Raw genomic sequence first — 23,130 nt, 5'->3', positions numbered from 1 at the left:
TACATTGGATTTTACCATTCCTTTCAACACTCCATTATATCGGATTTTAGCATTTTTTTCAATTTCTATTTCTTTTCACTTATCCTTCCCTTATTTATAGGAAAATATGGTAAAATAGAACAGACTAAAAATCATCATTTCACGAAAGGATGCAAGATGAAAATTACGCAAGAAGAGGTAACACACGTTGCCAATCTTTCAAAATTAAGATTCTCTGAAGAAGAAACTGCTGCCTTTGCGACTACCTTGTCTAAGATTGTTGACATGGTTGAGTTACTGGGCGAAGTTGACACAACTGGTGTCGCACCTACTACGACCATGGCTGACCGCAAGACCGTACTCCGCCCTGATGTGGCCGAAGAAGGAACAGACCGTGATCGCTTGTTTAAAAACGTACCTGAAAAAGACAACTACTATATCAAGGTACCAGCTATCCTAGACGATGGAGGAGATGCCTAATGACTTTTAACAATAAAACCATTGAAGACTTGCACAATCTCCTTGTTTCTAAGGAAATTTCAGCAACAGAATTGACACAAGCTACGCTTGAAGATATCCAGTCTCGCGAGACAGCTATCAACGCCTTTGTCACCATCGCTGAGGAGCAAGCCCTTGCTCAAGCTAAAGCTATTGATGAAGCTGGAATTGATGCTGATAATGTCCTTTCAGGAATTCCACTTGCTGTTAAGGATAATATCTCTACAGACGGTATTCTCACAACTGCTGCTTCAAAAATGCTCTACAACTACGAGCCAATCTTTGATGCGACAGCCGTTGCCAATGCAAAAGCCAAGGGCATGATTGTTGTTGGGAAAACCAACATGGACGAATTTGCCATGGGTGGTTCAGGTGAGACTTCTCACTACGGTGCCACTAAAAACGCTTGGGACCACAGCAAGGTTCCTGGTGGCTCGTCTAGTGGTTCTGCCGCAGCCGTAGCCTCAGGACAAGTCCGCTTGTCACTTGGATCTGATACAGGTGGTTCTATCCGCCAACCTGCTGCCTTCAACGGGATCGTCGGTCTCAAACCAACCTACGGAACGGTTTCTCGTTTCGGTCTCATTGCCTTTGGTAGCTCATTAGACCAGATTGGACCTTTTGCTCCGACTGTTAAGGAAAATGCTCTCTTGCTCAACGCGATTGCCAGCGAAGATGCAAAAGACTCTACTTCTGCTCCTGTCCGCATCGCCGACTTTACTTCAAAAATCGGCCAAGACATCAAGGGTATGAAAATCGCTTTGCCTAAGGAATACCTCGGTGAAGGGATTGACCCAGAGGTTAAGGAAACCATTCTGAATGCCGCTAAACACTTTGAAAAACTTGGTGCTATTGTCGAAGAAGTCAGCCTTCCTCACTCAAAATACGGGGTTGCCGTCTACTACATCATCGCTTCATCTGAAGCATCATCAAACTTGCAACGTTTTGACGGTATCCGTTACGGCTATCGTGCAGAGGATGCGACTAATCTTGATGAAATCTATGTAAACAGCCGTAGCCAAGGTTTTGGTGAAGAAGTGAAACGTCGTATCATGCTTGGAACATTCAGTCTTTCATCAGGTTACTACGATGCTTACTACAAGAAGGCTGGTCAAGTCCGTACCCTCATCATTCAAGATTTCGAAAAAGTCTTCGCGGATTACGACTTGATTTTGGGACCAACTGCACCAAGCGTAGCCTACGACTTGGATTCACTCAACCACGATCCAGTTGCCATGTACTTGGCTGACCTCTTGACCATCCCAGTCAACTTGGCTGGTCTTCCAGGGATTTCGATTCCTGCTGGATTCTCTCAAGGTCTACCAGTCGGACTCCAATTGATTGGTCCTAAGTACTCTGAGGAAACCATTTACCAAGCTGCTGCTGTTTTTGAGGCAACAACAGACTACCACAAACAACAACCCGTGATTTTTGGAGGTGACAACTAATGAACTTTGAAACAGTCATTGGACTTGAAGTCCACGTAGAGCTCAACACCAATTCAAAAATCTTCTCACCTACTTCTGCCCACTTCGGAAATGACCAAAACGCCAACACTAACGTGATTGACTGGTCTTTCCCAGGAGTACTTCCGGTTCTCAACAAAGGTGTTGTCGATGCCGGAATCAAGGCTGCTCTTGCCCTCAACATGGACATCCATAAAAAGATGCACTTTGACCGCAAGAACTACTTCTACCCTGATAATCCTAAAGCCTACCAAATTTCTCAGTTTGATGAGCCAATCGGTTACAACGGCTGGATTGAAGTGGAACTAGAAGATGGTACAACTAAGAAAATCGGTATCGAACGTGCCCACCTAGAAGAAGATGCTGGTAAAAACACCCACGGTACTGATGGCTACTCTTACGTTGACCTCAACCGCCAAGGGGTGCCTTTGATTGAGATTGTATCTGAAGCAGACATGCGTTCTCCTGAAGAAGCCTATGCTTACCTAACAGCCCTCAAGGAAGTTATCCAGTACGCTGGCATTTCTGACGTCAAGATGGAAGAAGGTTCTATGCGTGTGGATGCCAATATTTCTCTTCGTCCTTATGGTCAAGAAAAATTCGGTACCAAGACTGAGTTGAAAAACCTCAACTCCTTCTCAAACGTTCGTAAGGGTCTTGAATATGAAGTTCAACGCCAGGCTGAAATTCTTCGCTCAGGGGGTCAAATCCGCCAAGAAACACGCCGTTACGATGAAGCTAACAAGGCAACCATCCTCATGCGTGTCAAGGAAGGCGCTGCTGACTACCGCTACTTCCCAGAACCAGACCTACCTCTCTTTGAAATCTCAGACGAGTGGATTGAGGAAATGCGAACTGAGTTGCCAGAGTTTCCAAAAGAACGCCGTGCGCGCTATGTCTCTGACCTTGGCTTATCAGACTACGATGCTAGCCAGTTGACTGCTAACAAAGTCACTTCTGACTTCTTTGAAAAAGCTGTTGCCCTTGGTGGTGATGCCAAGCAAGTCTCTAACTGGCTCCAAGGCGAAGTCGCTCAGTTCTTAAACGCTGAAGGCAAGACACTGGAACAAATCGAATTGACACCAGAAAACTTGGTAGAAATGATTGCCATCATCGAAGACGGTACTATCTCTTCTAAGATTGCTAAGAAAGTCTTTGTCCACCTAGCTAAAAATGGCGGTGGAGCGCGTGAATACGTTGAGAAAGCAGGCATGGTTCAAATCTCAGATCCAGCTGTCTTGATTCCAATTATCCACCAAGTCTTTGCCGATAACGAAGCCGCTGTTGCCGACTTCAAGTCAGGTAAACGTAACGCAGATAAGGCCTTTACAGGATTCCTTATGAAAGCAACCAAAGGCCAAGCCAACCCACAAGTCGCCCTTAAACTCCTTGCTCAGGAATTAGCGAAGTTGAAAGAAGATTAATATGTAAAAGAAACCAGCCTTGAGGTTGGTTTTTCTTGACAAATACAAGGAAAGCGTTTGCAATTTTGCATGTAAAGTTTCCTAAAAAGAAAACTAAAAATCGTAACAATAAGGAGTTATTCATATGGCTACAATGAAAGCAGCTCGCTGGCATGAAGCAAAAGATGTTCGTATTCAAGAAGTAGAAGTCCCTGAGGTACTTCCGCACCAAGTAAAAGTTGCTGTTAAATTCACGGAAATTTGTGGTACTGACCTCCACGAATTTTTAGATGGCCCTATCTTCATCCCAACAGAAGAATATGTCTATTCTGGTCAAAAAGCACCAGTAACACTGGGACATGAATTTTCTGGTGAAATTGTAGAAGTCGGAAGCGATGTTACTCGTGTTAAAGTTGGTGATCGTGTTGCTGTAGCACCAATTCTAGCTAAGAATAACTTAGTTGGTAATTATAATTTGGATCCAAACCTTAATTTTGTCGGTTTGGCTGCAGACGGTGGATTTGCCAAATATTGTGTTTTAAACGGTGACTTAGTACATGTCATTCCAGATAGCTTAAGCTATGAGCAAGCTGCTGTTGCAGTTTATGCAGTTCGTCAATCAGCACTAAAAACTGGTGATACTGCTGCTGTCTTTGGCTTAGGTCCGATTGGTCTCTTAATTGTAGAAGCCCTTCGTGCAGCGAGTGCTTCTAAGATTTATGCTGTTGAATTATCACCTGAACGTCAAGCAAAAGCTGAAGAGTTAGGAGCTATCGTTGTCCGTCCGGAAGAAGGTGAAACAGCTGTTGAAGCTATTCATCGTTTAACAAACGGTGGTGTAGATGTTTCTTATGAAGTAACGGGTGTGCCAGTAGTTTTAGGACAAGCCTTAGCTGCCGTACATAAAGCAGGTGAGTGCATAGTGGTCTCTATCTGGGAACGAGAAGCAAATATTAATCCGAATGAATTTGCAATCCAAGAAAAGACACTAAAAGGAATCATTGCTTATCGTCATATCTTCCCTAAAGTATTAGAATTGATGGAACAAGGCTACTTCTCTGCTGAAAAATTAGTTACTAAGAAAATTAAATTGGAAAATATCGTCGAAGAAGGCTTTATCTAATTAACTCAAGATAAGTCACAAATTAAAATTTTGGTAGAACCAGAATAAAAAAATTATCTGAATCATAACCACCCGTCTATGAACTACACTCCAAAAGTTAGATAGAAAAATCTAACTTTTGGGATCAGTTCAATAGCGGGTGGTTTATTTATCTCGCATCTAACAGACGATATGGACTGAAAGTCACATAATTTGATAAAAAAAGTTGATGTACATTACTTCAACCTTTTTTTGAATATAAAAATCTGATCAACATACTTTAGATATTAAAAAAAGTCTCTACATCTAATTTGTTAAATAACTATTCATATTTAATTTCACAATACCTTGTTATCAGACAAATACTTTACAAATAATCACATTACACAACACTGGATTAAATGAATAGTAAAAACAAAAAAGGTTTATAATTTCCATAAAAGTTGACATGGAAATTATAAAACCATTATTAGTTTAACCCTTGTTGGTAACGCGCCAATTCGGCTTGGTTAGCCCAAACATAGTGACCTGGACGGATTTCTACCATAGATGGCTTATCAGTCTCATAGTCGTGTTGACTTGGGTCGTAAACCTTCAAAACCTTCTTACGTTCCAAGATTGGATCTGGGATTGGTACCGCTGAAAGCAAGGCCTGAGTATATGGATGAATTGGATTATTAAACAGTTCTTCTGTTTCTGCAACCTCTACAATAACACCCTTGTAAATAACCGCGATACGATCTGAAATAAAACGAACAACCGACAAATCATGGGCGATGAAGAGATAGGTCAAACCGAGTTCTTTTTGGAATTTTTTGAGCAAGTTCAAGACTTGGGCACGAACAGAAACGTCCAAGGCTGAAATGGGCTCATCTGCAATAACAAAATCTGGTTTCATCACCAAGGCACGAGCAATACCGATACGTTGACGTTGACCACCTGAGAATTCATGAGGGTAACGAGTCAAGTGCTCAGCAAGAAGACCTACTTCACGGATAATATTTTGAACTTTCTCTTTACGTTCTTCTTCATCCTTAAATAAACGGTGATTGTAAAGACCTTCAGAAATAATATAATCAACAGTAGCACGTTCATTCAAACTTGCTGCAGGGTCTTGGAAAATCATCTGGATACGACGAATCAATTCCGCAGCTTGTTCACGCGATTTCTTACCATTAATCTTTTGACCATCAAAAATGATGTCACCATTACTTGTATCATTTAGACCAATAATGGCACGACCAATAGTTGTTTTCCCACTACCTGACTCACCTACAAGCGAGAAAGTTTCTCCCTTGTTGATAAAGAAGTTAGCATTTTTAACCGCGACAAACTTCTTACTTCCTTCACCGAAGGAAATTTCTAAATCTTTGATTTCTACTAATTTTTCAGACATTTCCTTCCTCCTAGTCAGCCAGATGGGCAAATCCCATTTTTTCACGAATCTTATCATGGAGATTTGCAATCACAGCTGGTTTTTCTACTTTTGGAGCATCCTCATGAAGTAGCCAAGTTTTAGCCCAATGTGTCTCTGATACTGAGAATTGAGGAGCTTTTTGTTCGAAGTCGATCTGCATTGCATAGTCAGAACGCAAGGCAAAGGCATCCCCTTTCAGGTCAGTATAAAGTGACGGAGGTGTTCCTGGGATTGAGTAAAGATCCCCTTTATCATCAGCAAGCTGAGGCAAGCTAGACAAGAGACTCCATGTATATGGATGGCGAGGGTCGTAGAAGACTTCCTCAACAGTTCCATACTCAACGATTTCTCCTGCATACATAACCGCTACCTTATCCGCAATACTTGCCACCACACCAAGGTCGTGAGTGATAAAGATTGTTGTGAAATGGTACTCATTTTGCAAGGATTTCAGCAAATCAATAATCTGAGCTTGGATGGTCACATCCAAGGCAGTCGTTGGCTCATCACAGATCAAGACATCAGGTCGGCAGGCAAGGGCAATCGCAATAACGATACGTTGACGCATTCCTCCAGAATATTGGAATGGGTATTCATCAAAACGTCTATCTGCGTCTGGAATCCCAACCTTATTCATGTAGTCAATCGCCAATTCTTTCGCTTCTTTAGCTGTTTTACCTTGGTGTTTTACAATAACTTCTGTAATCTGACTACCAATTGTTTTAATTGGGTCCAAACTAGTCATTGGATCTTGGAAGATAGTCGCGATCTTAGCACCACGAATTTGTTCCCAATCCTTGTGAGAAGACAAGGCTGTCAAATCCTGACCACGGTAGTCAATACTACCTTGGGCAATGCGACCATTTTCTTCAAGCATACCTGTGAAAGTCTTTGTCAAAACAGATTTTCCTGATCCTGACTCACCTACCAAGGCTAATACTTCTCCTTCAACTAGTTCAAGGGAAACACCGCGAATGGCTGTCAATACTTTGTCACGGACGTCAAATTCCACGACAATATCGCGAGCAGTCAAAATTACATTTTTTTCTTTTGTCATTTCTACTCCTATCTATGTGTACGTGGATCACTAGCATCCGCTAAGTTTTGACCAACTACGAAAAGGGACAAGGATACCAAGACAAGAGTTGTCAATGGAATCCAGAACAAGTAAGCATTGGTTGTTACGTTTTGTGAATAATCTGAAATCAAACGCCCCAAACTTGGCACGGTAATCGGTAATCCAAGACCGAAGAATGACAAGAAGGCTTCGTATGAGATAAAGCTTGGAAGCATTTGAGTCATGGTTGTCACAATAACAGATACCAATTGTGGCATAATATTTTTGGCAACAATCTTCAAGGTTGGTGTTCCCAAAGTACGTGACGCCAAGTTGTATTCCAAGTCACGATAGCGCAAAATTTGCACACGGATCATGAAGGCAATCCCAATCCATGTCGTCACACTCATGGCAAAAATCAAATTCCAGAATCCAGCTCCGATTGAGTAAGTCAAGACAATGACAATCAAAAGAGATGGGATGTTTGAGATGACGTTATAAACTTCCATCATCACACGGTCAACTGATTTTGAAATCCCCCAAATACCACCGACAAAGACACCGATAACCAAGTTAATCACTGTCGCAATCACAGAAATGAGGATAGAGTTACGAGCTCCGAACCAGACACCGTCAAAGAGAGATTTACCGTTACTATCTGTACCGAACCAATGCTCAGCATTTGGCTTGATATAACGAGCACTAAAGTCGTTTACTTTGCTGACATCATTGAAATCAAACTTAGAAAACATTGGGTAGATGAAACTCATCAAAATGATAGCTACCAAGATTCCCAACATGACTACAGTTGATTTCTTCTTCATAAATTGTCTAAACACTGAACCCCAGTATGAATAAGCTGGCGCATCAATGGCTTCAGAGGCAAAATCATCACGTTTTACAAACTGAAATTTTTCTTTATCGATTGTAGACATTATTTGCCTCCTTTCTCAGTCAATTTAATACGTGGGTCGATAATCGTCATCCAAATATCTCCTAAAAGAAGAGAGAAGATAGAAATACATGTAAAGATGAAGACAAGACCAACGACCATAGAGTTATTAGATGCTTTTACAGAGTCAATCAACATTTTACCCATACCTGGGAAGGCGAAGACTGTTTCAGTAAGGGTTGCACCACCGATAACCCCGATAACAGCACCAGGAATTCCTGAAACCAGCGGAACCATGGCATTTTTAAAGATGTGTTTGTTTGAAATTTCTTTTTCAGACAAACCTTTTGCACGAGCAAAACGAACAAAATCTTGAGATTGCAAGTCAATCATGTAACGACGAATCCAAATAGCTGTACCAGGAGCACCCAATAAACCAAGGATAACTGCTGGTAAAACATACGAACGCCAATCTCCAGCACCCAAGATAGGGAATGAATCTGGCAAGCCGATTGAAGAACCAGCTAAACGGATAATATAAACCAAGGCAATTGTTGGAAGAGCCATCAAGAAGGTCAAAGCCCCTGTTGAGAAGCTATCAATCCAAGTGTTCTTGAAGCGAGCCATAGCTGAACCAAGCGGCACAGCAATCGCATAAGAAATCACCAAACCGATCAATCCAACGACAGCAGAGCTGGCAATCATAGAAGGATATTGGTAGTTGCTTTCCGTAGCTGTATAAGGGTCATCTTTCCCGTAGTTGGCTACTTCACGAGAGTCAGCCTGACTAGGTGATTTGTAGGTTCTTGAGTAAATATTTACAGAAGAAGTTTTCTTACCTGTTGGGAACTGAACTTGAGATGTTTTTGTTTGTCCTTGTCCCTGAGTAATAACCTGTAAAACAGGGCTATTAGCATAGGTTGGATAAGAGTCGCCTAAATTAATGTTCACAAAGTTTTGATGCACAAACGGGAACTGACTGTTAAAGTACAAGAGATATTTGTGTTTAGTTCCTGAACCAACCAAGGACCATCCGATAGCTGGATCATTTTCAAAACGAAGGTAACGTTTCAAGTCTGGATTTTCAGGGTCTTGGATTTTATTAGTATGGTCAATGTCAATCAAGTTAGCATAGAAGTGAAAAACACGTTCAAAAATTGGGATTTCACGAGTAGCGTAGAATTGGCCACTTTCAGTAAATTCTCCCAGGGTCCAACCATGACCGATTTGTTTGATGTATTTTTCATAGATAGCCTTGTTGGTGTCATTGGCTTCAACTGTTACAGAAGCATCCATCTGGCTAGCTTTTTCTTGCAACTCTTTGGTATCGTAGTACTCGATATAGCCCATACGCTCATAAACAGTATTCTCATAGTTATCACGTTTATCAGCCGTTGTCGCAATCTTGTTATAGTTGGTATCCTGTTTGAAAATCAATTTTCGAGGAACCATTGTATAGATAATCGTGTAGGTCAAGGTTGTTACTAAGAAGATAGAAACCAAGGACCGCAAAACACGCATAAAAATATATTTTTTCATATCATTTCCTTTAAAAATCCCAAAAGAACCTTCTCCTCATGGAGAGAAAGTTCTATTGAAAATTATTTACTTCACATGACTTGCCAATTCTTTTTGAGCTTTTTCGTTTGACTCAGTCTTTTCTTTCAACCATTTTTCACGAGCTTTTTCATACTCTTCTTTGGTGATTGCTTTTTCACCAACTTCAGTGTACTTCAAGTATCCTGAATTTTCACCTTTAAGGCCGGCTACTGAATATGAAGAGCTAAATGGTTGAACTTTTGAAACATATGAAACGGCTGTTTCTTTAGGAGAAGCCATTACTGGAATTGTCAAAGCATTATCAGTCAACCAAGCTTGTGCCACCGCGTATTCTTCATAACGTTTTTGAACATCTTGGTTTTCGCTGTTTGCGTCATCAAGTAATTTTCCATAGTCAGCTAAACCAAGTTTGCTTACTACTGATGCATCTGTGTTTTGGTCAATACCAAGGTAAAGGCGAGTGCTTCCTCCCTTAAGGACGAATTGATCCAAGAAAGTAGAAGGATCTTGATAGTCAGGGTTCCAGCCTAGCAAGGTATGGATATCCCAGTCTTGCTCTTTAGCTGTTGGAGCGCTAAATGAAATTGGTAAAGCTTCCGCTTGAGTCATTTGTTGTAAGTCTACAACAACATTATCTGAACCCAATACTTTTTCAATTGATTGTTTCAATGATTGAACACGGTTTACAACCGCTGTTGATTCTTGGATAACCAAGGCATCCAAGTGGATTGGGAATTCAACACCTTCAGCTTGTAGGCTTGATTTTGCTTTAGCAAAGACTTCTTTCGCTTTTTCTTCATTGTAAAGTCCATTTTGAGAATCTGCTAGAGACACGTTTGACCAAGTAGAAGAATTTGTCTTAGCCAAGCTATCTTGTACCAATTCACCAAATGTTTTCTTACCAACTTGAAGATTATATGGTGCAAACGTATTACGGATGGCTACTGCAGCTCCATCAGTACCATTTGTTTGAGCTGAGTAAGAATTGCGATCGACCGCAAAGTTCAAGGCTTGACGGAATTCCTTGTTTAGCAATGCTTTCTGAGTAGATGTCTTTTGGGCATCACTTGTTTTGGCAGTGTGGTTATAGGTTGTACGGCCATAGTTCAAGCTGACAGTTGCAACACCCGCTCCTGGTTCATTAAAGTAAATGTTATCTTTGAAGTCAGCTGCATATTTTTCATATGTAGAACTTGTAGGGAAGATACGAGCCTTGCTATATTGACCATCAGCAAAACCTTTGGCAATCACATCTTGGTCCTTACCATCCCAGAAAGTGAACTTAACGTTCTCAATTTTTACATTTTCTTTGTCCCAGTAAGCATCATTTTTAGCCATCTCGATAGATGATTTTGGAGTTACAGATTTTAAGACAAATGGACCGTTATAAAGAATAGAGTTAGCATCTGTTGGGGCACCAAAACCTTCCCCTTTTGAAGTTAAGAATTCTTCATTAACCGGCATCAAAACACCACTAGTGGTCTTGTCATTCCAGAAAGTTTCTGGCTGGTTCAAGGTATATTCTAGTGTTTGATCATCAAGCGCTTTTACTCCAACGGTTGAAAAATCGCTTGTTTCACCCTTGATATAGGCTTCTAATCCCTTAATAGAAGAGCTAACGATTGAAAGTCCTTTTGATTTTCCATCTACGGCGTGTTTCAAACCAGTAATGAAGTCTTTAGCAGTTACAGGAGCGTATTCTTCTCCCTCTGCTGTCACCCATTTAGCATCCTTACGGATTTTATAGGTATAAGTCAAACCATCTTTTGAAACTGTCCATGATTCAGCAATAGAAGGAACCAGGTTACCATATTTATCATTAGCCAACAAACCATCTACAGCATTTGTTGTGACGAATGATGTTGAATCAATATTGCTGACGATATAATCCAAAGTTTCTGGATCTGTTTGATAAACATATTGGTAATCTTTTGCTAGTTTAGCATTATTTGAACTAGTGTTTGAACACGCAGCTAGAACTCCTGACGCTAATAAGGTAGCTCCCGCTACAGCAAGCACTTGACTTTTTTTCATTTATTTACTCCTCTTATAAATAAAGTATAGGTTATCATCAATTATATCATAGATTTCAAGAAAAGTAAACGAATTTTCAGAATATTTAGGCTTATTGACACAAAAAATCTGAAAAAGCTATTGACTGAAAATCATTTTCAAGGTATAATAATAAACGTTAAGGCGGTATAGCCAAGTGGTAAGGCACGGCTCTGCAAAAGCTTGATCGTCGGTTCAAATCCGTCTACCGCCTTCTATAACTTGATTTATCAGGTTTCATTTAAACAGAAAGCTCAATTTAAAGGGCTTTTTTTATTTTCTTCGGATAAATACATATAACTTACAAAAACTTTTGGGGTGAATTTGGGACAGACTTCTTTTTAGGAGACAATCTTTTGATACTCAATGAAAATCAAAGAGCAAACTAGGAAACTAGCCGCAGGCTGTACTTGCGTACGGCAAGGCGAAGCTGACGTGGTTTGAATTTGATTTTCGAAGAGTATGAAATCAACTAAAAAAGCTTTGTCACACCTGGTGACAAAAGCCTCTATTTTACTCTGTTTCTTCTTCTATTTCAACTTCGGTAATTTGGACTTTTACCTTTGTAACACGTCCATTTTTTACCTTATCATTGGTTAGGATAAGCTGTTTGTTTTGGCTGACTAATTCATAACTGAGTTTCTCAGTCGTTGGAATGGTCCCCACTCCTGTCAAATAGTAACCAGCGATGGTATCAACGTCATCACTTTCCAGTTCAACATCAAAGTAGTCATTAAAATCATTGAGATTCATGGTACCTTGAACAATGTAAGTATCCTCACCGATTTGATGAACATCTATTGCCGCTTTATCTGTTTCGTCATCGATTTCCCCAACGATTTCCTCTAAGAGGTCTTCTAGGGTCACCAAACCAGCCATCCCACCGTATTCATCCAGCAAGATTGCCATTTGTCTTTGGGTGTTGCGCAGTTCTTTTAACAAGTCATCCACAAAAATAGTTTCAGGAACAAAAAGTGGATCTTGTAAGATTTTCTTCCAAACAATATTGTCAAAACCGTCCACAAAGCCCGCCTTAAGGAGACTCTTGGTGTGAATAATCCCAATCACGTTATCCTTGTCTCCATCATAGACAGGGATACGAGAATAATTTTGTTTTAAAATACTTTGGATGATGGTTTGACTATCATCCTGAATATCGACCATAAAGGCATCCGTTCGAGGAACCATGACTTCTCTAGCCATCAATTCATCCAGTGAAAAGATTCCTTGTAACATTTCAATTTCGTCAGCATCTAGTGTTTCTTCACTATTTGTCAGCATGTACTCAATTTCATCACGGGTCATTTTTTCGTCAGCATCGTCAAAGGTCATCGGAGTCAAGCGACTCAAGAGATTGGTAGATGCAGACAAGAGCCAAACAAAGGGACTAACTAGTTTCCCCAGACCAATAATAACTGGCGCTGTACGAATCGCTAAAGCGTCCTTTAGATTAAGAGCGATTCTCTTAGGATACAATTCTCCAAAAACGATGGAAATATAAGTCAAAAATGCTAAAGACAGAAAACTTGCAACGGCATAAGCTGTTTCGCCATTTCCAAGCCAAGATGCAATTTCTCGCCCCAGAGTTTCTGCCAAACTCGCCCCTGATAAGATTGTAATCAGGGTAATCCCTACTTGAATGGTTGATAAAAAGTGGTTAGGATTTTCTAGTACCTTCAGCAGACGGATATAGCGTCTATCTCCTTCTTCTGCCTTTTGTTCAACCCGCGCACGGTTAAGTGAAACCATAGCCATTTCTGTGGCTGAGAAAAAAGCATTTAACACCGTCAAGATAAACAATAAAACAAATTGTAGCAACAAATTCTGACTACTTGGGTCTTCCATAGTTCTTCTCCTAAAATAGTATCTTACCGTCTATTATATCACAAAATATAGTCCAGTACATATTATTTTTTTCTTAGTACCTATTCTAGCCCTGCTGAAACTAGTAAAAGAAGAACTCCTACATCTACAAGTGACATAGGAGTTTATGTAATCTTTTACTGAGTTACCGTTACTTCTCCAGTTCGGTAATCCAGTTGAAGCCCTTTTTGAACATTGGGAACTAGGACATTAAATTCCAATTCTCCGTCTGAAGACTTGGCTTCAATCTGTGAAGCTGAAGGAACTAAGTCCTCGTTTGAAGCGTAATAAAGGGTTACACGGTAACGGACACGCTTGTTTTGGTCCAAGGCTTTACGTACCATACTTTCATAGTAGTTTTGACCAGTCGAATCTTCGGCCTGTGCCTGATTTGCCCAGGCTGTTTGAACAGCAATGTTTTTAGGATTGCTTGTTGAGGCATCAAAACCATCCAAGCCACCGATTAAGGCATAGCCTAACAAGTGACCTCTATCGACTGCATGAGTATAAGATCCCTTTAGATTCTTGACCTGATGCCAGCCTGGTGGAGTCCAAGAAGTCGAACCGTTTCCAGTTTCTTCACGATTCTTGTACTGACGAGTAGCCTTAGACAAGAGGGCATTTGCTACGGTTGGCACTGTTTCCTTGCCCACTGTCTTTGTTTTATTATCAGCGTAGGGCTTACTTGAAACCTTGGCATCTAGATTTGTTTTATTACCATTGACGATAAAAGCACCTGAGCCATTCCACTCCAGACTCCCTTTTATTTGGCTTTTGACTGCATCTGTTAAGACACTTTCTGCCAATGCTTGACTAGGAGCTTCAGACGCTTGTTTTTTCTGACTAACCTTTGTTTTAGGACTATTAGCTGTCGACTGCATCTGCTTGATATAATAGCTTCCCGCAGATAAGAGTAATAACACTAGCAGCCCGATCAGTGTCTGTCTTGTTTTTTTATCCATTTTTCTCCTTATCTCTAGAAAAAGACTGGTTCTCCAGCCTAATTTCCTGTAAATTTATGAATCAATTCCTGCCATTTTGCTGGAGACAGGATAGCCCATGGATCTTGACCCTTGCCCAAGATTCCATAACCTACCATTAAGCCGATACCTAAGGCTAGAGCACCTAAAAACAGTACCAAAATGACTAAAAGTAAACGCTTGATTACGTAGCTTGATCTCTTATTCATCTTCATCACTTGCCTCAATCCGCTGAATCTTAGCGCCTAGCTGCGCCAACTTCTCATGGAAACGGTAGTAACCTCTATCCAAGTGAACCAATTTACCAACTACAGTTTCTCCTTGTGCTACCAAACCTGTCAAAATCAAGGCTGCACTGGCACGAAGGTCAGTTGAAAGAACTTCTGCCCCCTGCAAAGGCTGTCCACCAACAATACGAGCTGTATCACGGATAATCTCAGAATGTAAACCCATGCGACGCATTTCTTCTAAGTGTTGGAAACGATTTTCAAAAACTGTCTCCACCATAGTTGATTCCCCTTTTGCGACGGTCATCAAGGCTGTAAATTGAGCCTGCATATCTGTTGGAAATCCTGGGTGGGGCAAGGTTTTCACATGAACAGCTTTTAGATTTTCTAGTTGAGAACGAACTCGAATTCCTTCAGTTTCCTCCGTCACTTCCACTCCCATTTCAAGCAATTTGGCAATCAAGGGACGGTTGTGCTCCCAGACAGCGTCTCGAATCAAGACATCACCACCAGTCATGGCAGCAGCTACCATAAAGGTTCCTGCTTCGATACGGTCTTGGACTACATTGTGAGTCGTACCATGAAGTTTCTCAACGCCGGTAATGGTAATGGTCTCTGTACCAGCACCTTTGACCTTGGCTCCCATTTCATTGAGAAGAATGGCTAGGTCAACAATCTCAGGCTCACGCGCAGCATTTTCAATCACTGTCACACCATCAGCCAGAGTCGCTGCCATCATCAAGTTCTGCGTAGCGCCAACACTCGGGAAGTCCATGTAGATATGAGCGCCATGTAAGCAATCAGCCTTGGCTTCGATATAACCAGCTGTCTGACTAATCTTAGCTCCCATAGCTTCCAGGCCTTTCAAATGAAGATCAATAGGACGGCTACCAATCGTACAACCACCTGGCATGGATACCTTGGCATGACCTACACGAGCCAGGATTGGCCCCAAGACAACAATGGATGCACGCATCTTGCTGACATACTTGTAAGGAGCTTCTTCAGTGATATCGCCAGTCGCGTCCACCTCAACAAGATGAGCTTCTTCATTAAAATCCACCTTGGCATTCAAACCACGAACCACCTGATTCATAGTGAAAACATCTGACAAGATAGGAACATTCTGCAAGACGGTCTTTCCTTCACTTGCTAGAATAGTCGCTGCCAACAAGGGCAAGACTGCATTCTTTGCTCCTTCTATCGTAACACTTCCTACCAGACGATTATCGCCACCTTGAACCACAATTTTTTCCATACTTATTTCCTTTACTCTTGATTTATAATAATCCTCTAAGCGCTTCTTGCCACAACTGATATAGGCCGATAAAGAAAGAACTCATGATGTAGCCCATGACAATGCTAAAAAAAGCTACCAATAAACGAACTTTTCCTGTGTTCTCAGCTGTTACTTTTAAGACTTTTTCCCATCTAACAAGATTCTTTAAAAGGTAAAAACTCACATAAATAAAGAGCATGTGACTGCTTAGAGTGAATAATAATTGAACCATTTGACTATTATACCATCTTCTCTGTTTGTGCGCTAGTTTGGAAACTTCACTTAAAAACTAGGGATTGTTTTTCAAGTAATCAATTGCATCTTGTAGGGTTTTAACAGGCACTATTTTCATATCTGTCTTGATTGTTTTGGCTGCTTCTAGGGCTGTTTGGTAGTTGTTTTTCGCATCTGGATGCGCTTTTTGTTCTTCTTCGCTAACAGGGTTATCAGGGGCAAAGAAAATCGCGGCACCTTCTCTAGCCGAAGCTACAACTTTCTTATCAATACCTCCAATGTCCCCCACATTCCCATCACGGTCAATGGTACCTGTACCGGCAACAATGCGGCCATTACGAAGGCCAGGGTCAGCTATTTGGGTATAGATAGCCAGACTAAACATAAGACCTGCACTTGGACCGCCGATACCAGCTGTTGAAAAGCGAATTGGGACATCACTGGTCACTTCCGTACGGTCAATCAAACCGATTCCAATCCCATTTTTGCCATTTTCCAAGGTGATAATCTTACCTTCTGCAGACTTGGTTTGCCCATCCTCTTCATAAGTTACCTTGACGGAGTCCCCTAGTTTTTGAGAATTGACGTAATCAATCAAGTCTTTGGAACTGTCAAAGGTCTGATCATTGACTGCTGTAACCGTATCAGAGATATTGAGAATCCCTTTAAAGGTCGAATTATCCGTCACCGTCAGAACATAAACCCCAAGGTATTTAAGTTCAATATCCTTACCAGCTGTTTTTAGCCCTTGATACTTAGCCATGTTTTGTGATGTTTGCATGTAGAATTGATTGATCCGCATAAATTCAACATCAGAAGAGCCACCTGTAGTCTCTTGGGCACTACGAATATCTGTAAAAGGCGTCAACCAAGCATAAATCATATGGGATAAAGTAGCGTGCTGAACACCAACCGTAACGAATTGATAGGCACCAGCTTCCTTATCTTCTGTGTCATTGACTTTAAGGACTTGGCGAATATCTTCCGAACCACCTGGAACCTCTATATAGTAGGGCAAGGGCACTACAAATGCCAAGAAAGTCACAATCAAGGCCGCAATGACATATAAGGGCCATCTAATCTTTTTTTTCATTTCTTATTTCCTCCAAAATACTCTCGGGAACATAGCAAGCAATATCCTGACCAAACTTCAAAAGCTCTCTAACACCGGATGAACTGAGATAGAGATGTTCAGGTCGGCTATGTAAATAAATGGTCTCTATACCAGGAGACAGCTGATGGTTGTAGTGATCGAAACTAGCTTCATATTGCAAATCCGCTGCATTCCTCAAACCACGCACTAGACAAGTAGCCCCCAGTCTTCTTGCAACATCAACCACCAATTCATCATGAGAAAACACGACTTCAACATTCCCCAAATGTTCCAAAGCCTTTTCTAGTCCCCGTTTACGATTTTCGATAGGGAGAAATCCTTGTTTGTGAGGATTAAAAAAAATACCGACATAGAGCTTATCAAAGAGTTTGCTCGCCCGTTCAATGATATCCAGATGCCCATTTGTCATCGGATCAAATGAGCCTGTGAATAAGCCAATCTTATCTGACATAGACTGTCACCTTACTAATTCCATAAATCTTTTCCTTCCAGATGCCCAGGCAGGCAATTTCTTCTGGAAGTTCAACGGCCTTATCTGTCTCACACACGACCATGACATCTTCAGAAAAAAGCTCTCTCTCAGCCATTTTTTCAATATCTGCTACGATTTGTTCCTTTGCATAAGGAGGATCTAAGAAAATGAGGTCGAATTCGCCAGATACCTGTTCCAATGCCCTTTCTGCTTCCATCTTGAGAAGTTGAAATTTCTCAACTTCCTTGGTCATCTGGATATTTTCAGCCACGATAGCCTGAGCCTTACGGTCTCGTTCCACCAAAACAGCGCTAGACATGCCACGCGATACTGCTTCTATAGATAAACCACCACTACCTGCATACAGGTCCAAGACCCGTCCACCTTCAAAATAGGGACCAATCATGTTAAAAATGGCTCCCCTAACCTTATCCGAAGTGGGTCTTGTCGTCTTGCCTTCTAGTGTCTTGAGGGGACGTCCCCCATAGATTCCTGATACGATTTTCATACCGTTTATTATACCAAATTATGGGCGAAAAGAGAAAGAAAACCGAACCTTGCGGTTCGCTTCTCTATAAAATATTTTCGTAAGTATCGCGGACTTCTTGAGGCCAAACACTTGTTTGCACTTCTCCGATGTGTTTCTTGCGAAGTAGGAACATAGCCATCCGAGATTGTCCAATTCCCCCACCGATTGTCAATGGGAATAGACCGTTCAACAAAGCTTTGTGCCATTCCAATTCTAAACGGTCTTCATCACCTGTGATGGCAACCTGACGGCGAAGCGTTTCTTCATCTACACGGATTCCCATAGAAGACAACTCAAAGGCTCCACCTAAAGACTCGTTCCAGACAAGAATATCGCCATTTAGACCCTTGTAGCCATTTTCAGATTCGCTTGTCCAGTCATCGTAGTCTGGTGCACGTCCATCGTGCGGTTTACCGTCTGGCAATTCACCACCGATTCCGATCAAGAAGACTGCTCCAAATTCTTTACAAATAGCATTTTCACGCTCTTTTGGTGTCAAGTCTGGGTAGCGTTCTACCAACTCTTCTGTGTGGATAAAAGTGATTTGTTTTGGCAAGATTGATTCGATGTCATAGCGGGCTTCAACAGCTAGCTCAGTAAGACGAATAGCCTTGTAAATCTTCTCAACTGTTTCTTTGAGATAAGCGATATTACGTTTACCATTTGGGATAACCTTCTCCCAGTCCCACTGGTCAACATAAACAGAGTGGGTCGCATCCAGCGAGTCTTCGTCTGGACGAAGGGCCTTCATGTGGACGAAAAGACCTTCACCTTCACCGAAACCAAAACGAGCCAAGGTATGGCGTTTCCATTTAGCAAGTGAGTGCACAACTTCATAAGTAGCATCAGGGATTTGGAGAACCTTGACCGATACTGCATTCTCCACACCTGATAAATTATCCTGCATCCCGTCACCGACCCTGCTCAAGATAGGACCTTGAACTTCGACAACTTCTAACTTATCTTTCAAATACTGGGTAAAAGTGTTTTTGACAAAGGAAATCTCTTCTTGTTGATGAATAAAACTTTTCTTCATAAACTACTCCTCAAAAAATTAATTAAAAGCATTATACACCTATTTCCAAGAAAAGAAAAGAGCAAATACGAAAAAATCAGTGCTCCTTCGAACACTGACATTAGGGATCTTTAGTCATTGCGACCAAAGATACGTAGAATACTTAGGAAAAGATTGATAAAGTCAAGATAGATACTGAGAGCCATTGACACAACCCAACCTGTCGCTACACGGCCTTGTGATTGTTCATAAGCGAGACGAATTCTTTGGTTGTCCCAAGCAATCAACCCTGAGAAAACCAAAACCATGGCTACGCTAATCATATAATCAAAGAAACCGCTAGCCAAGAAAATATTAACTACCATGGCAATCAGCAAACCGATAAGAGCCGCCATCATAGCCCGACCAAGGCCACTCAAATCTTTCTTGGTAAACATGCCAACTGCCGCCATGACAAAGAAGAGAAGGGCGCTCGACACAAAGGCAGATAAAACTGTGCCCGGAGTATAGAAGGCCACCACAAAACTGAGTGTAAAGCCGTTTAAAACAGAGTAAAGTAAAAATACTGGAAGAGCCGCTGGACTATTCTTTAAGGCCATGTTACTAGCAACGAAGACTAGTGCTAGCTCTGCAAAAGTAGCAATGGTCAACCAGAGACGTCCCTGCATCAAAAAGTAAACCAACTGAGATTGAAAGACCGTCAACATAAGGCCTGATACCAAAGCGGATAATCCGATTCCCAGACCAACAAAGGCATAAACCTTAGCGTAAAATTGATTGAGACCTGCGCGGTCGTGAATAATAGTGTGATTCATCTTTTCTCCTTTTCTATGAATGTCTTTTCTTGATTATAACAAAGAAAGTTAAAATTAGCTTAAATGGAAAATTAAAATACCGGCTGCAACGGCAACATTCAAACTCTCTGCCTTACCCTTCATGCTAATATGGACCAATTGATCTGCACTTTCAGCCATGAGGGGACTAATTCCTTGACCCTCATTTCCCATGACTAGTACAAAATTTTCTATAGAAGACAGTTCTCTGTAATCAACAGAATCTTTAGATAGGGTTGTTGCCAGCACTGGGATACCCGCCTTTTTAGCTTTCTCGAGAAGCGTTTGGCTCGACATCCGGTAAATGGGCAGATGGAAATGACTGCCTTGCATGGAACGTAAGGTCTTGAGACTGTAGATATCTGCCGATTTATCTGAAACAATTACTCCAGTAAAACCTGCTGCATCCGCAGTCCGAATGATAGTTCCCACATTACCAGGATCTTGCACATCTTCCAAAAACAAGAACTTGCCCTGACTAAAGTCAGCTTGCCCTACTTCTTCTTTTTGAACCACCGCAACAATTCCCTGTGGAGTCTGAGAATCCGCCAAATCTAGCAAAATATCCTCTGACACCCAGACAGTTTGCGGAAAAGCAGTTAACTGATCTCGGTAATTTTCAAGGGCAAAGATTTTCTCAATCGTCACTCCAGATTGGACAGCTTCTTCAAACAAGTGCCAGCCTTCAATCAAATAGGCAGACTTGCGGTATTTTTTTTGGTGTAATTTCTTGGCATTTTTTACCACAGAATTGGATTTTGAGGTTATAATAGTCATAGAAATATTATAACACAATCAAAGGGGTTTGGTATGCAAAAGGTTAGAATGATTGCCCAAGGTAGAGTGCAGGGAGTCGGCTTTCGTTGGGGTGTTTATAGCTTGGCACTTGAAATTGGTGGCATCACAGGTCGGGTATGGAATAACGACGATGGCACAGTGGAAATTTTAGCCCAAGCAGACTCATCTGCTACCATGGCAAAATTTATCCAAGAAATCCGCAAAGGACCCACACCTTTTTCAAAAGTCAGCTACTTAGATGTCAAACTAAGCAATTTTCCTCCCTACCCTGACTTTAAAATCGCAAATTAGGTCTCTAGAACTATTGTATATTTTGCAAAAAAACAGTAGAATAGAAAGGTATAATTTTTAAAGAAGGAATNAAAACAGTGAAATCTATTAAACGTTTTGCNCTCTCAGCTATGGGAGTGGCTATGNTNCTAGTTTTANCNGGCTGTGTCNANGTNGANAAAGCCACAGGCCAGCCAACAGGATTTATTTGGAATACGATCGGAGCTCCTATGGCTGAAGCTATCAAGTACTTCGCTACTGATCAAGGTCTAGGCTTTGGTGTCGCTATCATCATCGTAACCATTATCGTGCGCTTGATTATCTTGCCACTTGGTATCTACCAATCATGGAAGGCAACGCTTCACTCTGAAAAGATGAACGCCCTCAAGCACGTCCTTGAGCCACATCAAACTCGTCTCAAGGAAGCGACTACTCAAGAAGAAAAACTTGAAGCCCAACAAGCTCTCTTTGCCGCTCAAAAAGAGCACGGCATCAGCATGTTTGGTGGTGTAGGATGTTTCCCTATCCTCCTTCAAATGCCTTTCTTCTCTGCTATCTACTTTGCTGCCCAACATACTGAAGGTGTTGCTCAAGCAAGCTACCTAGGAATTCCTCTAGGTTCTCCAAGTATGATTTTGGTTGCCTTCGCTGGTATTCTTTACTATCTTCAATCGCTCCTTTCACTTCACGGAGTAGAAGATGAAATGCAAAGAGAACAAATCAAGAAAATGATTTACATGAGCCCACTCATGATCGTCGTCTTCTCCCTCTTCTCACCAGCTAGTGTCACACTTTACTGGGTTGTCGGTGGTTTCATGATGATTCTCCAACAGTTTATCGTCAACTATATCGTTCGTCCAAAACTTCGCAAAAAAGTCCGTGAAGAACTAGCCAAGAACCCACCAAAAGCACGTGCTTTCTCTACACCAAGTGGACGAAAAGACGTTACCCCTGAACAACCAACTGCTATCACAAGCAAGAAAAAACACAAAAATCGCAACGCTGGAAAACAACGTTCGAGATAAGAAAAAGGCTTAGCTGTTTTGCTAAGTCTTTTTTGCAAGTCATACTCTTCGAAAATCTCTTCAAACCACGTCAGCTTCGCCTTGCCGTAGGTCTGGTTACTGACTTCGTCAGTTCTATCCACAACCTCAAAACACTGTTTTGAGCAGCCTGCGGCTAGCTTCCTAGTTTGCTCTTTGATTTTCATTGAGTATCAAAAGCCCGATGTTTCCATCAGGCTTCTTTTTTATCCATGTACACGTTTCATATAGTCTTGATAACTTTCGGTATCCATGAGTTTTTTAGCGTTCTTCACGCGATCTGCTGTTGGTGGTTTAACCCCTTCGAGGGAATAAGGAATTCCCAATTCACGCCATTTAAACTCACCCATGGTGTGATAAGGTAGAATTTCAAACTTATCCACATTTTTGAGGGTCTTGACGAACTTCCCAAGTTCAATCAAGTCATCATCTCTATCTGTCAATCCTGGAACTAGCACGTGGCGAATCCAGACAGGTTTTCCAATATCTGATAGATACTGAGCACAGGCCAAGATATTTTTATTGGTTTGGCTAGTGACAATTTTGTGCTGTTCTTCGTTGATTTCCTTGATATCTAAGAGAACCAAGTCAGTGACAGCCATGAGTTTGTCAAACTTTTCAAGGTAACGTGGTTTATTACGGAATGGAAGGGCACAGGTGTCCAAAGTACAGTGGATTCCTTGTTCCTTAGCCTTAGTGAAGAGGGCAATCAGGAAATCAATCTGCAAGAGGGCTTCTCCTCCACTGACTGTAATACCGCCCTTATTTCCCCAGAAACCGCGGTAGCGCAAGGCCTCTGCCAAGACATCATCTACCGTCCGTTCACGTGATTTATTGGACTCCATCGCCCAAGTATCCGGGTTGTGGCAATACTGGCAACGCATGTGACAGCCTTGCAAAAAGACAATAAAGCGAATACCAGGCCCATCTACCGACCCAAAGCTTTCTGTCGAATGCACCATTCCTGTCACTTGTCCATAATCAATTGTTTCTTCAGACATATCGTTACCTTCCTTGAAAACGTTTTATAGTTTTATTATATCATGA

General features: G+C 41.5%; 23 protein-coding genes and 1 tRNA gene. 7 read left to right on the top strand and 17 right to left on the bottom strand.

Annotation, left to right across the window (positions count from 1 at the left end; genetic code table 11):
• The first annotated feature begins 156 nt into the window (after positions 1–156).
• From gatC to D8837_RS02150, 4 genes are all read left to right on the top strand, one after another.
• Positions 157–459, top strand: a complete 303-nt coding sequence (gatC, locus tag D8837_RS02165; RefSeq protein WP_000705419.1) for an Asp-tRNA(Asn)/Glu-tRNA(Gln) amidotransferase subunit GatC — start codon at positions 157–159, stop codon at positions 457–459.
• On the top strand, positions 459–1,925 hold the full coding sequence (gene gatA, locus D8837_RS02160) for an Asp-tRNA(Asn)/Glu-tRNA(Gln) amidotransferase subunit GatA (protein WP_125456044.1): 1,467 nt from the start codon (positions 459–461) through the stop codon (positions 1,923–1,925). Before gatC ends, gatA begins: the two co-directional genes overlap by 1 nt.
• Positions 1,925–3,367, top strand: coding sequence for an Asp-tRNA(Asn)/Glu-tRNA(Gln) amidotransferase subunit GatB (gene gatB / locus D8837_RS02155; RefSeq protein ID WP_049522353.1), 1,443 nt, complete (start codon positions 1,925–1,927; stop codon positions 3,365–3,367). The genes gatA and gatB overlap by 1 nt, the downstream gene beginning before the upstream one ends.
• A gap of 124 nt (positions 3,368–3,491) precedes the next feature.
• The gene (locus D8837_RS02150; RefSeq protein ID WP_125456043.1) at positions 3,492–4,469 is read left to right on the top strand and encodes a 2,3-butanediol dehydrogenase; all 978 of its coding nucleotides are present in this window, start codon (positions 3,492–3,494) and stop codon (positions 4,467–4,469) included.
• 448 nt (positions 4,470–4,917) lie between these two features.
• Here D8837_RS02150 and D8837_RS02145 read toward each other — a convergent pair whose 3' ends face one another.
• From D8837_RS02145 to D8837_RS02125, 5 genes are all read right to left on the bottom strand, one after another.
• Complete coding sequence (locus tag D8837_RS02145; protein ID WP_125456042.1) at positions 4,918–5,844, bottom strand: ATP-binding cassette domain-containing protein; 927 nt, start codon at positions 5,842–5,844, stop codon at positions 4,918–4,920.
• 10 nt (positions 5,845–5,854) lie between these two features.
• Positions 5,855–6,922, bottom strand: a complete 1,068-nt coding sequence (locus tag D8837_RS02140) for an ABC transporter ATP-binding protein (protein ID WP_000159550.1) — start codon at positions 6,920–6,922, stop codon at positions 5,855–5,857.
• Positions 6,923–6,930: 8 nt separating this feature from the next.
• Complete coding sequence (gene oppC / locus D8837_RS02135) at positions 6,931–7,857, bottom strand: oligopeptide ABC transporter permease OppC (protein WP_000103691.1); 927 nt, start codon at positions 7,855–7,857, stop codon at positions 6,931–6,933.
• On the bottom strand, positions 7,857–9,353 hold the full coding sequence (locus D8837_RS02130; protein ID WP_033676161.1) for an ABC transporter permease: 1,497 nt from the start codon (positions 9,351–9,353) through the stop codon (positions 7,857–7,859). The genes oppC and D8837_RS02130 overlap by 1 nt, the downstream gene beginning before the upstream one ends.
• 66 nt (positions 9,354–9,419) lie before the next feature.
• Positions 9,420–11,408 carry a peptide ABC transporter substrate-binding protein gene (locus tag D8837_RS02125; RefSeq protein WP_125456041.1) on the bottom strand — a complete coding sequence of 663 codons (1,989 nt, stop codon included), beginning with the start codon at positions 11,406–11,408 and terminating at the stop codon, positions 9,420–9,422.
• Positions 11,409–11,569: 161 nt separating this feature from the next.
• On the opposite strand from D8837_RS02125, the gene D8837_RS02120 reads away from it, so the two are divergent.
• Positions 11,570–11,640: transfer RNA gene (locus tag D8837_RS02120), tRNA-Cys, on the top strand.
• A 299-nt stretch (positions 11,641–11,939) separates the two neighbouring features.
• On the opposite strand, the gene D8837_RS02105 is transcribed toward D8837_RS02120, so the two are convergent.
• The 11 genes from D8837_RS02105 to D8837_RS02050 form a co-directional block, all read right to left on the bottom strand.
• Positions 11,940–13,271 carry a hemolysin family protein gene (locus D8837_RS02105; protein ID WP_125456040.1) on the bottom strand — a complete coding sequence of 444 codons (1,332 nt, stop codon included), beginning with the start codon at positions 13,269–13,271 and terminating at the stop codon, positions 11,940–11,942.
• Positions 13,272–13,426: 155 nt separating this feature from the next.
• Complete coding sequence (gene endA / locus D8837_RS02100) at positions 13,427–14,251, bottom strand: DNA-entry nuclease EndA (protein ID WP_070480184.1); 825 nt, start codon at positions 14,249–14,251, stop codon at positions 13,427–13,429.
• A 38-nt stretch (positions 14,252–14,289) separates the two neighbouring features.
• Positions 14,290–14,478 (bottom strand): DNA-directed RNA polymerase subunit beta, encoded by a 189-nt coding sequence (locus tag D8837_RS02095; protein WP_070480259.1) that lies wholly within the window; start codon positions 14,476–14,478, stop codon positions 14,290–14,292.
• The gene (gene murA, locus D8837_RS02090; RefSeq protein WP_070480183.1) at positions 14,471–15,754 is read right to left on the bottom strand and encodes a UDP-N-acetylglucosamine 1-carboxyvinyltransferase; all 1,284 of its coding nucleotides are present in this window, start codon (positions 15,752–15,754) and stop codon (positions 14,471–14,473) included. Before murA ends, D8837_RS02095 begins: the two co-directional genes overlap by 8 nt.
• Before the next feature lie 22 nt (positions 15,755–15,776).
• Positions 15,777–16,007, bottom strand: a complete 231-nt coding sequence (locus tag D8837_RS02085) for a DUF1146 family protein (RefSeq protein ID WP_083279266.1) — start codon at positions 16,005–16,007, stop codon at positions 15,777–15,779.
• Positions 16,008–16,064: 57 nt separating this feature from the next.
• A complete protein-coding gene (locus D8837_RS02080; RefSeq protein WP_049551835.1) occupies positions 16,065–17,102 on the bottom strand; it encodes a SepM family pheromone-processing serine protease in 1,038 nt (345 codons plus the stop codon).
• Positions 17,086–17,574, bottom strand: coding sequence for a pantetheine-phosphate adenylyltransferase (gene coaD, locus D8837_RS02075; RefSeq protein ID WP_125456039.1), 489 nt, complete (start codon positions 17,572–17,574; stop codon positions 17,086–17,088). The genes D8837_RS02080 and coaD overlap by 17 nt, the downstream gene beginning before the upstream one ends.
• Positions 17,564–18,103 (bottom strand): 16S rRNA (guanine(966)-N(2))-methyltransferase RsmD, encoded by a 540-nt coding sequence (gene rsmD, locus D8837_RS02070; RefSeq protein WP_125456038.1) that lies wholly within the window; start codon positions 18,101–18,103, stop codon positions 17,564–17,566. Before rsmD ends, coaD begins: the two co-directional genes overlap by 11 nt.
• Positions 18,104–18,167: 64 nt before the next feature.
• A complete protein-coding gene (gene asnA / locus D8837_RS02065) occupies positions 18,168–19,160 on the bottom strand; it encodes an aspartate--ammonia ligase (protein ID WP_000748003.1) in 993 nt (330 codons plus the stop codon).
• Positions 19,161–19,270: 110 nt separating this feature from the next.
• Complete coding sequence (locus D8837_RS02055) at positions 19,271–19,954, bottom strand: Bax inhibitor-1 family protein (protein WP_001016903.1); 684 nt, start codon at positions 19,952–19,954, stop codon at positions 19,271–19,273.
• 54 nt (positions 19,955–20,008) lie between these two features.
• Positions 20,009–20,749, bottom strand: a complete 741-nt coding sequence (locus D8837_RS02050; protein ID WP_125456037.1) for a TrmH family RNA methyltransferase — start codon at positions 20,747–20,749, stop codon at positions 20,009–20,011.
• A 33-nt stretch (positions 20,750–20,782) separates the two neighbouring features.
• Between D8837_RS02050 and D8837_RS02045 the strand changes: the two genes are divergently transcribed.
• The gene (locus tag D8837_RS02045) at positions 20,783–21,061 is read left to right on the top strand and encodes an acylphosphatase (protein ID WP_001174616.1); all 279 of its coding nucleotides are present in this window, start codon (positions 20,783–20,785) and stop codon (positions 21,059–21,061) included.
• 77 nt (positions 21,062–21,138) lie between these two features.
• Entirely contained in the window at positions 21,139–22,065 is a 927-nt protein-coding gene (yidC, locus tag D8837_RS02040; RefSeq protein ID WP_125456036.1) for a membrane protein insertase YidC, read from the top strand.
• A gap of 224 nt (positions 22,066–22,289) precedes the next feature.
• Here yidC and pflA read toward each other — a convergent pair whose 3' ends face one another.
• Positions 22,290–23,084 (bottom strand): pyruvate formate-lyase-activating protein, encoded by a 795-nt coding sequence (gene pflA / locus D8837_RS02035; RefSeq protein ID WP_033683045.1) that lies wholly within the window; start codon positions 23,082–23,084, stop codon positions 22,290–22,292.
• Positions 23,085–23,130: the final 46 nt, after the last annotated feature.

It is taken from the genome of Streptococcus mitis, assembly GCF_003942965.1.
Classification (GTDB): Bacteria; Bacillota; Bacilli; order Lactobacillales; family Streptococcaceae; genus Streptococcus; species Streptococcus mitis_BH.
The sequence above is the reverse complement of the archived record's forward strand: the minus strand, read 5'-3'. Positions and strand labels throughout refer to the sequence as shown.

Bases quoted from the DNA above. Each gene is read 5' to 3' on its own strand.
- gatC (WP_000705419.1), top strand. From the start codon at position 157: ATGAAAATTACGCAAGAAGAGGTAACACACGTTGCCAATCTTTCAAAA.
- gatA (WP_125456044.1), top strand. From the start codon at position 459: ATGACTTTTAACAATAAAACCATTGAAGACTTGCACAATCTCCTTGTT.
- gatB (WP_049522353.1), top strand. From the start codon at position 1,925: ATGAACTTTGAAACAGTCATTGGACTTGAAGTCCACGTAGAGCTCAAC.
- D8837_RS02150 (WP_125456043.1), top strand. From the start codon at position 3,492: ATGGCTACAATGAAAGCAGCTCGCTGGCATGAAGCAAAAGATGTTCGT.
- D8837_RS02145 (WP_125456042.1), bottom strand. From the start codon at position 5,844: ATGTCTGAAAAATTAGTAGAAATCAAAGATTTAGAAATTTCCTTCGGT.
- D8837_RS02140 (WP_000159550.1), bottom strand. From the start codon at position 6,922: ATGACAAAAGAAAAAAATGTAATTTTGACTGCTCGCGATATTGTCGTG.
- oppC (WP_000103691.1), bottom strand. From the start codon at position 7,857: ATGTCTACAATCGATAAAGAAAAATTTCAGTTTGTAAAACGTGATGAT.
- D8837_RS02130 (WP_033676161.1), bottom strand. From the start codon at position 9,353: ATGAAAAAATATATTTTTATGCGTGTTTTGCGGTCCTTGGTTTCTATC.
- D8837_RS02125 (WP_125456041.1), bottom strand. From the start codon at position 11,408: ATGAAAAAAAGTCAAGTGCTTGCTGTAGCGGGAGCTACCTTATTAGCG.
- D8837_RS02105 (WP_125456040.1), bottom strand. From the start codon at position 13,271: ATGGAAGACCCAAGTAGTCAGAATTTGTTGCTACAATTTGTTTTATTG.
- endA (WP_070480184.1), bottom strand. From the start codon at position 14,251: ATGGATAAAAAAACAAGACAGACACTGATCGGGCTGCTAGTGTTATTA.
- D8837_RS02095 (WP_070480259.1), bottom strand. From the start codon at position 14,478: ATGAATAAGAGATCAAGCTACGTAATCAAGCGTTTACTTTTAGTCATT.
- murA (WP_070480183.1), bottom strand. From the start codon at position 15,754: ATGGAAAAAATTGTGGTTCAAGGTGGCGATAATCGTCTGGTAGGAAGT.
- D8837_RS02085 (WP_083279266.1), bottom strand. From the start codon at position 16,007: ATGGTTCAATTATTATTCACTCTAAGCAGTCACATGCTCTTTATTTAT.
- D8837_RS02080 (WP_049551835.1), bottom strand. From the start codon at position 17,102: ATGAAAAAAAAGATTAGATGGCCCTTATATGTCATTGCGGCCTTGATT.
- coaD (WP_125456039.1), bottom strand. From the start codon at position 17,574: ATGTCAGATAAGATTGGCTTATTCACAGGCTCATTTGATCCGATGACA.
- rsmD (WP_125456038.1), bottom strand. From the start codon at position 18,103: ATGAAAATCGTATCAGGAATCTATGGGGGACGTCCCCTCAAGACACTA.
- asnA (WP_000748003.1), bottom strand. From the start codon at position 19,160: ATGAAGAAAAGTTTTATTCATCAACAAGAAGAGATTTCCTTTGTCAAA.
- D8837_RS02055 (WP_001016903.1), bottom strand. From the start codon at position 19,954: ATGAATCACACTATTATTCACGACCGCGCAGGTCTCAATCAATTTTAC.
- D8837_RS02050 (WP_125456037.1), bottom strand. From the start codon at position 20,749: ATGACTATTATAACCTCAAAATCCAATTCTGTGGTAAAAAATGCCAAG.
- D8837_RS02045 (WP_001174616.1), top strand. From the start codon at position 20,783: ATGCAAAAGGTTAGAATGATTGCCCAAGGTAGAGTGCAGGGAGTCGGC.
- pflA (WP_033683045.1), bottom strand. From the start codon at position 23,084: ATGTCTGAAGAAACAATTGATTATGGACAAGTGACAGGAATGGTGCAT.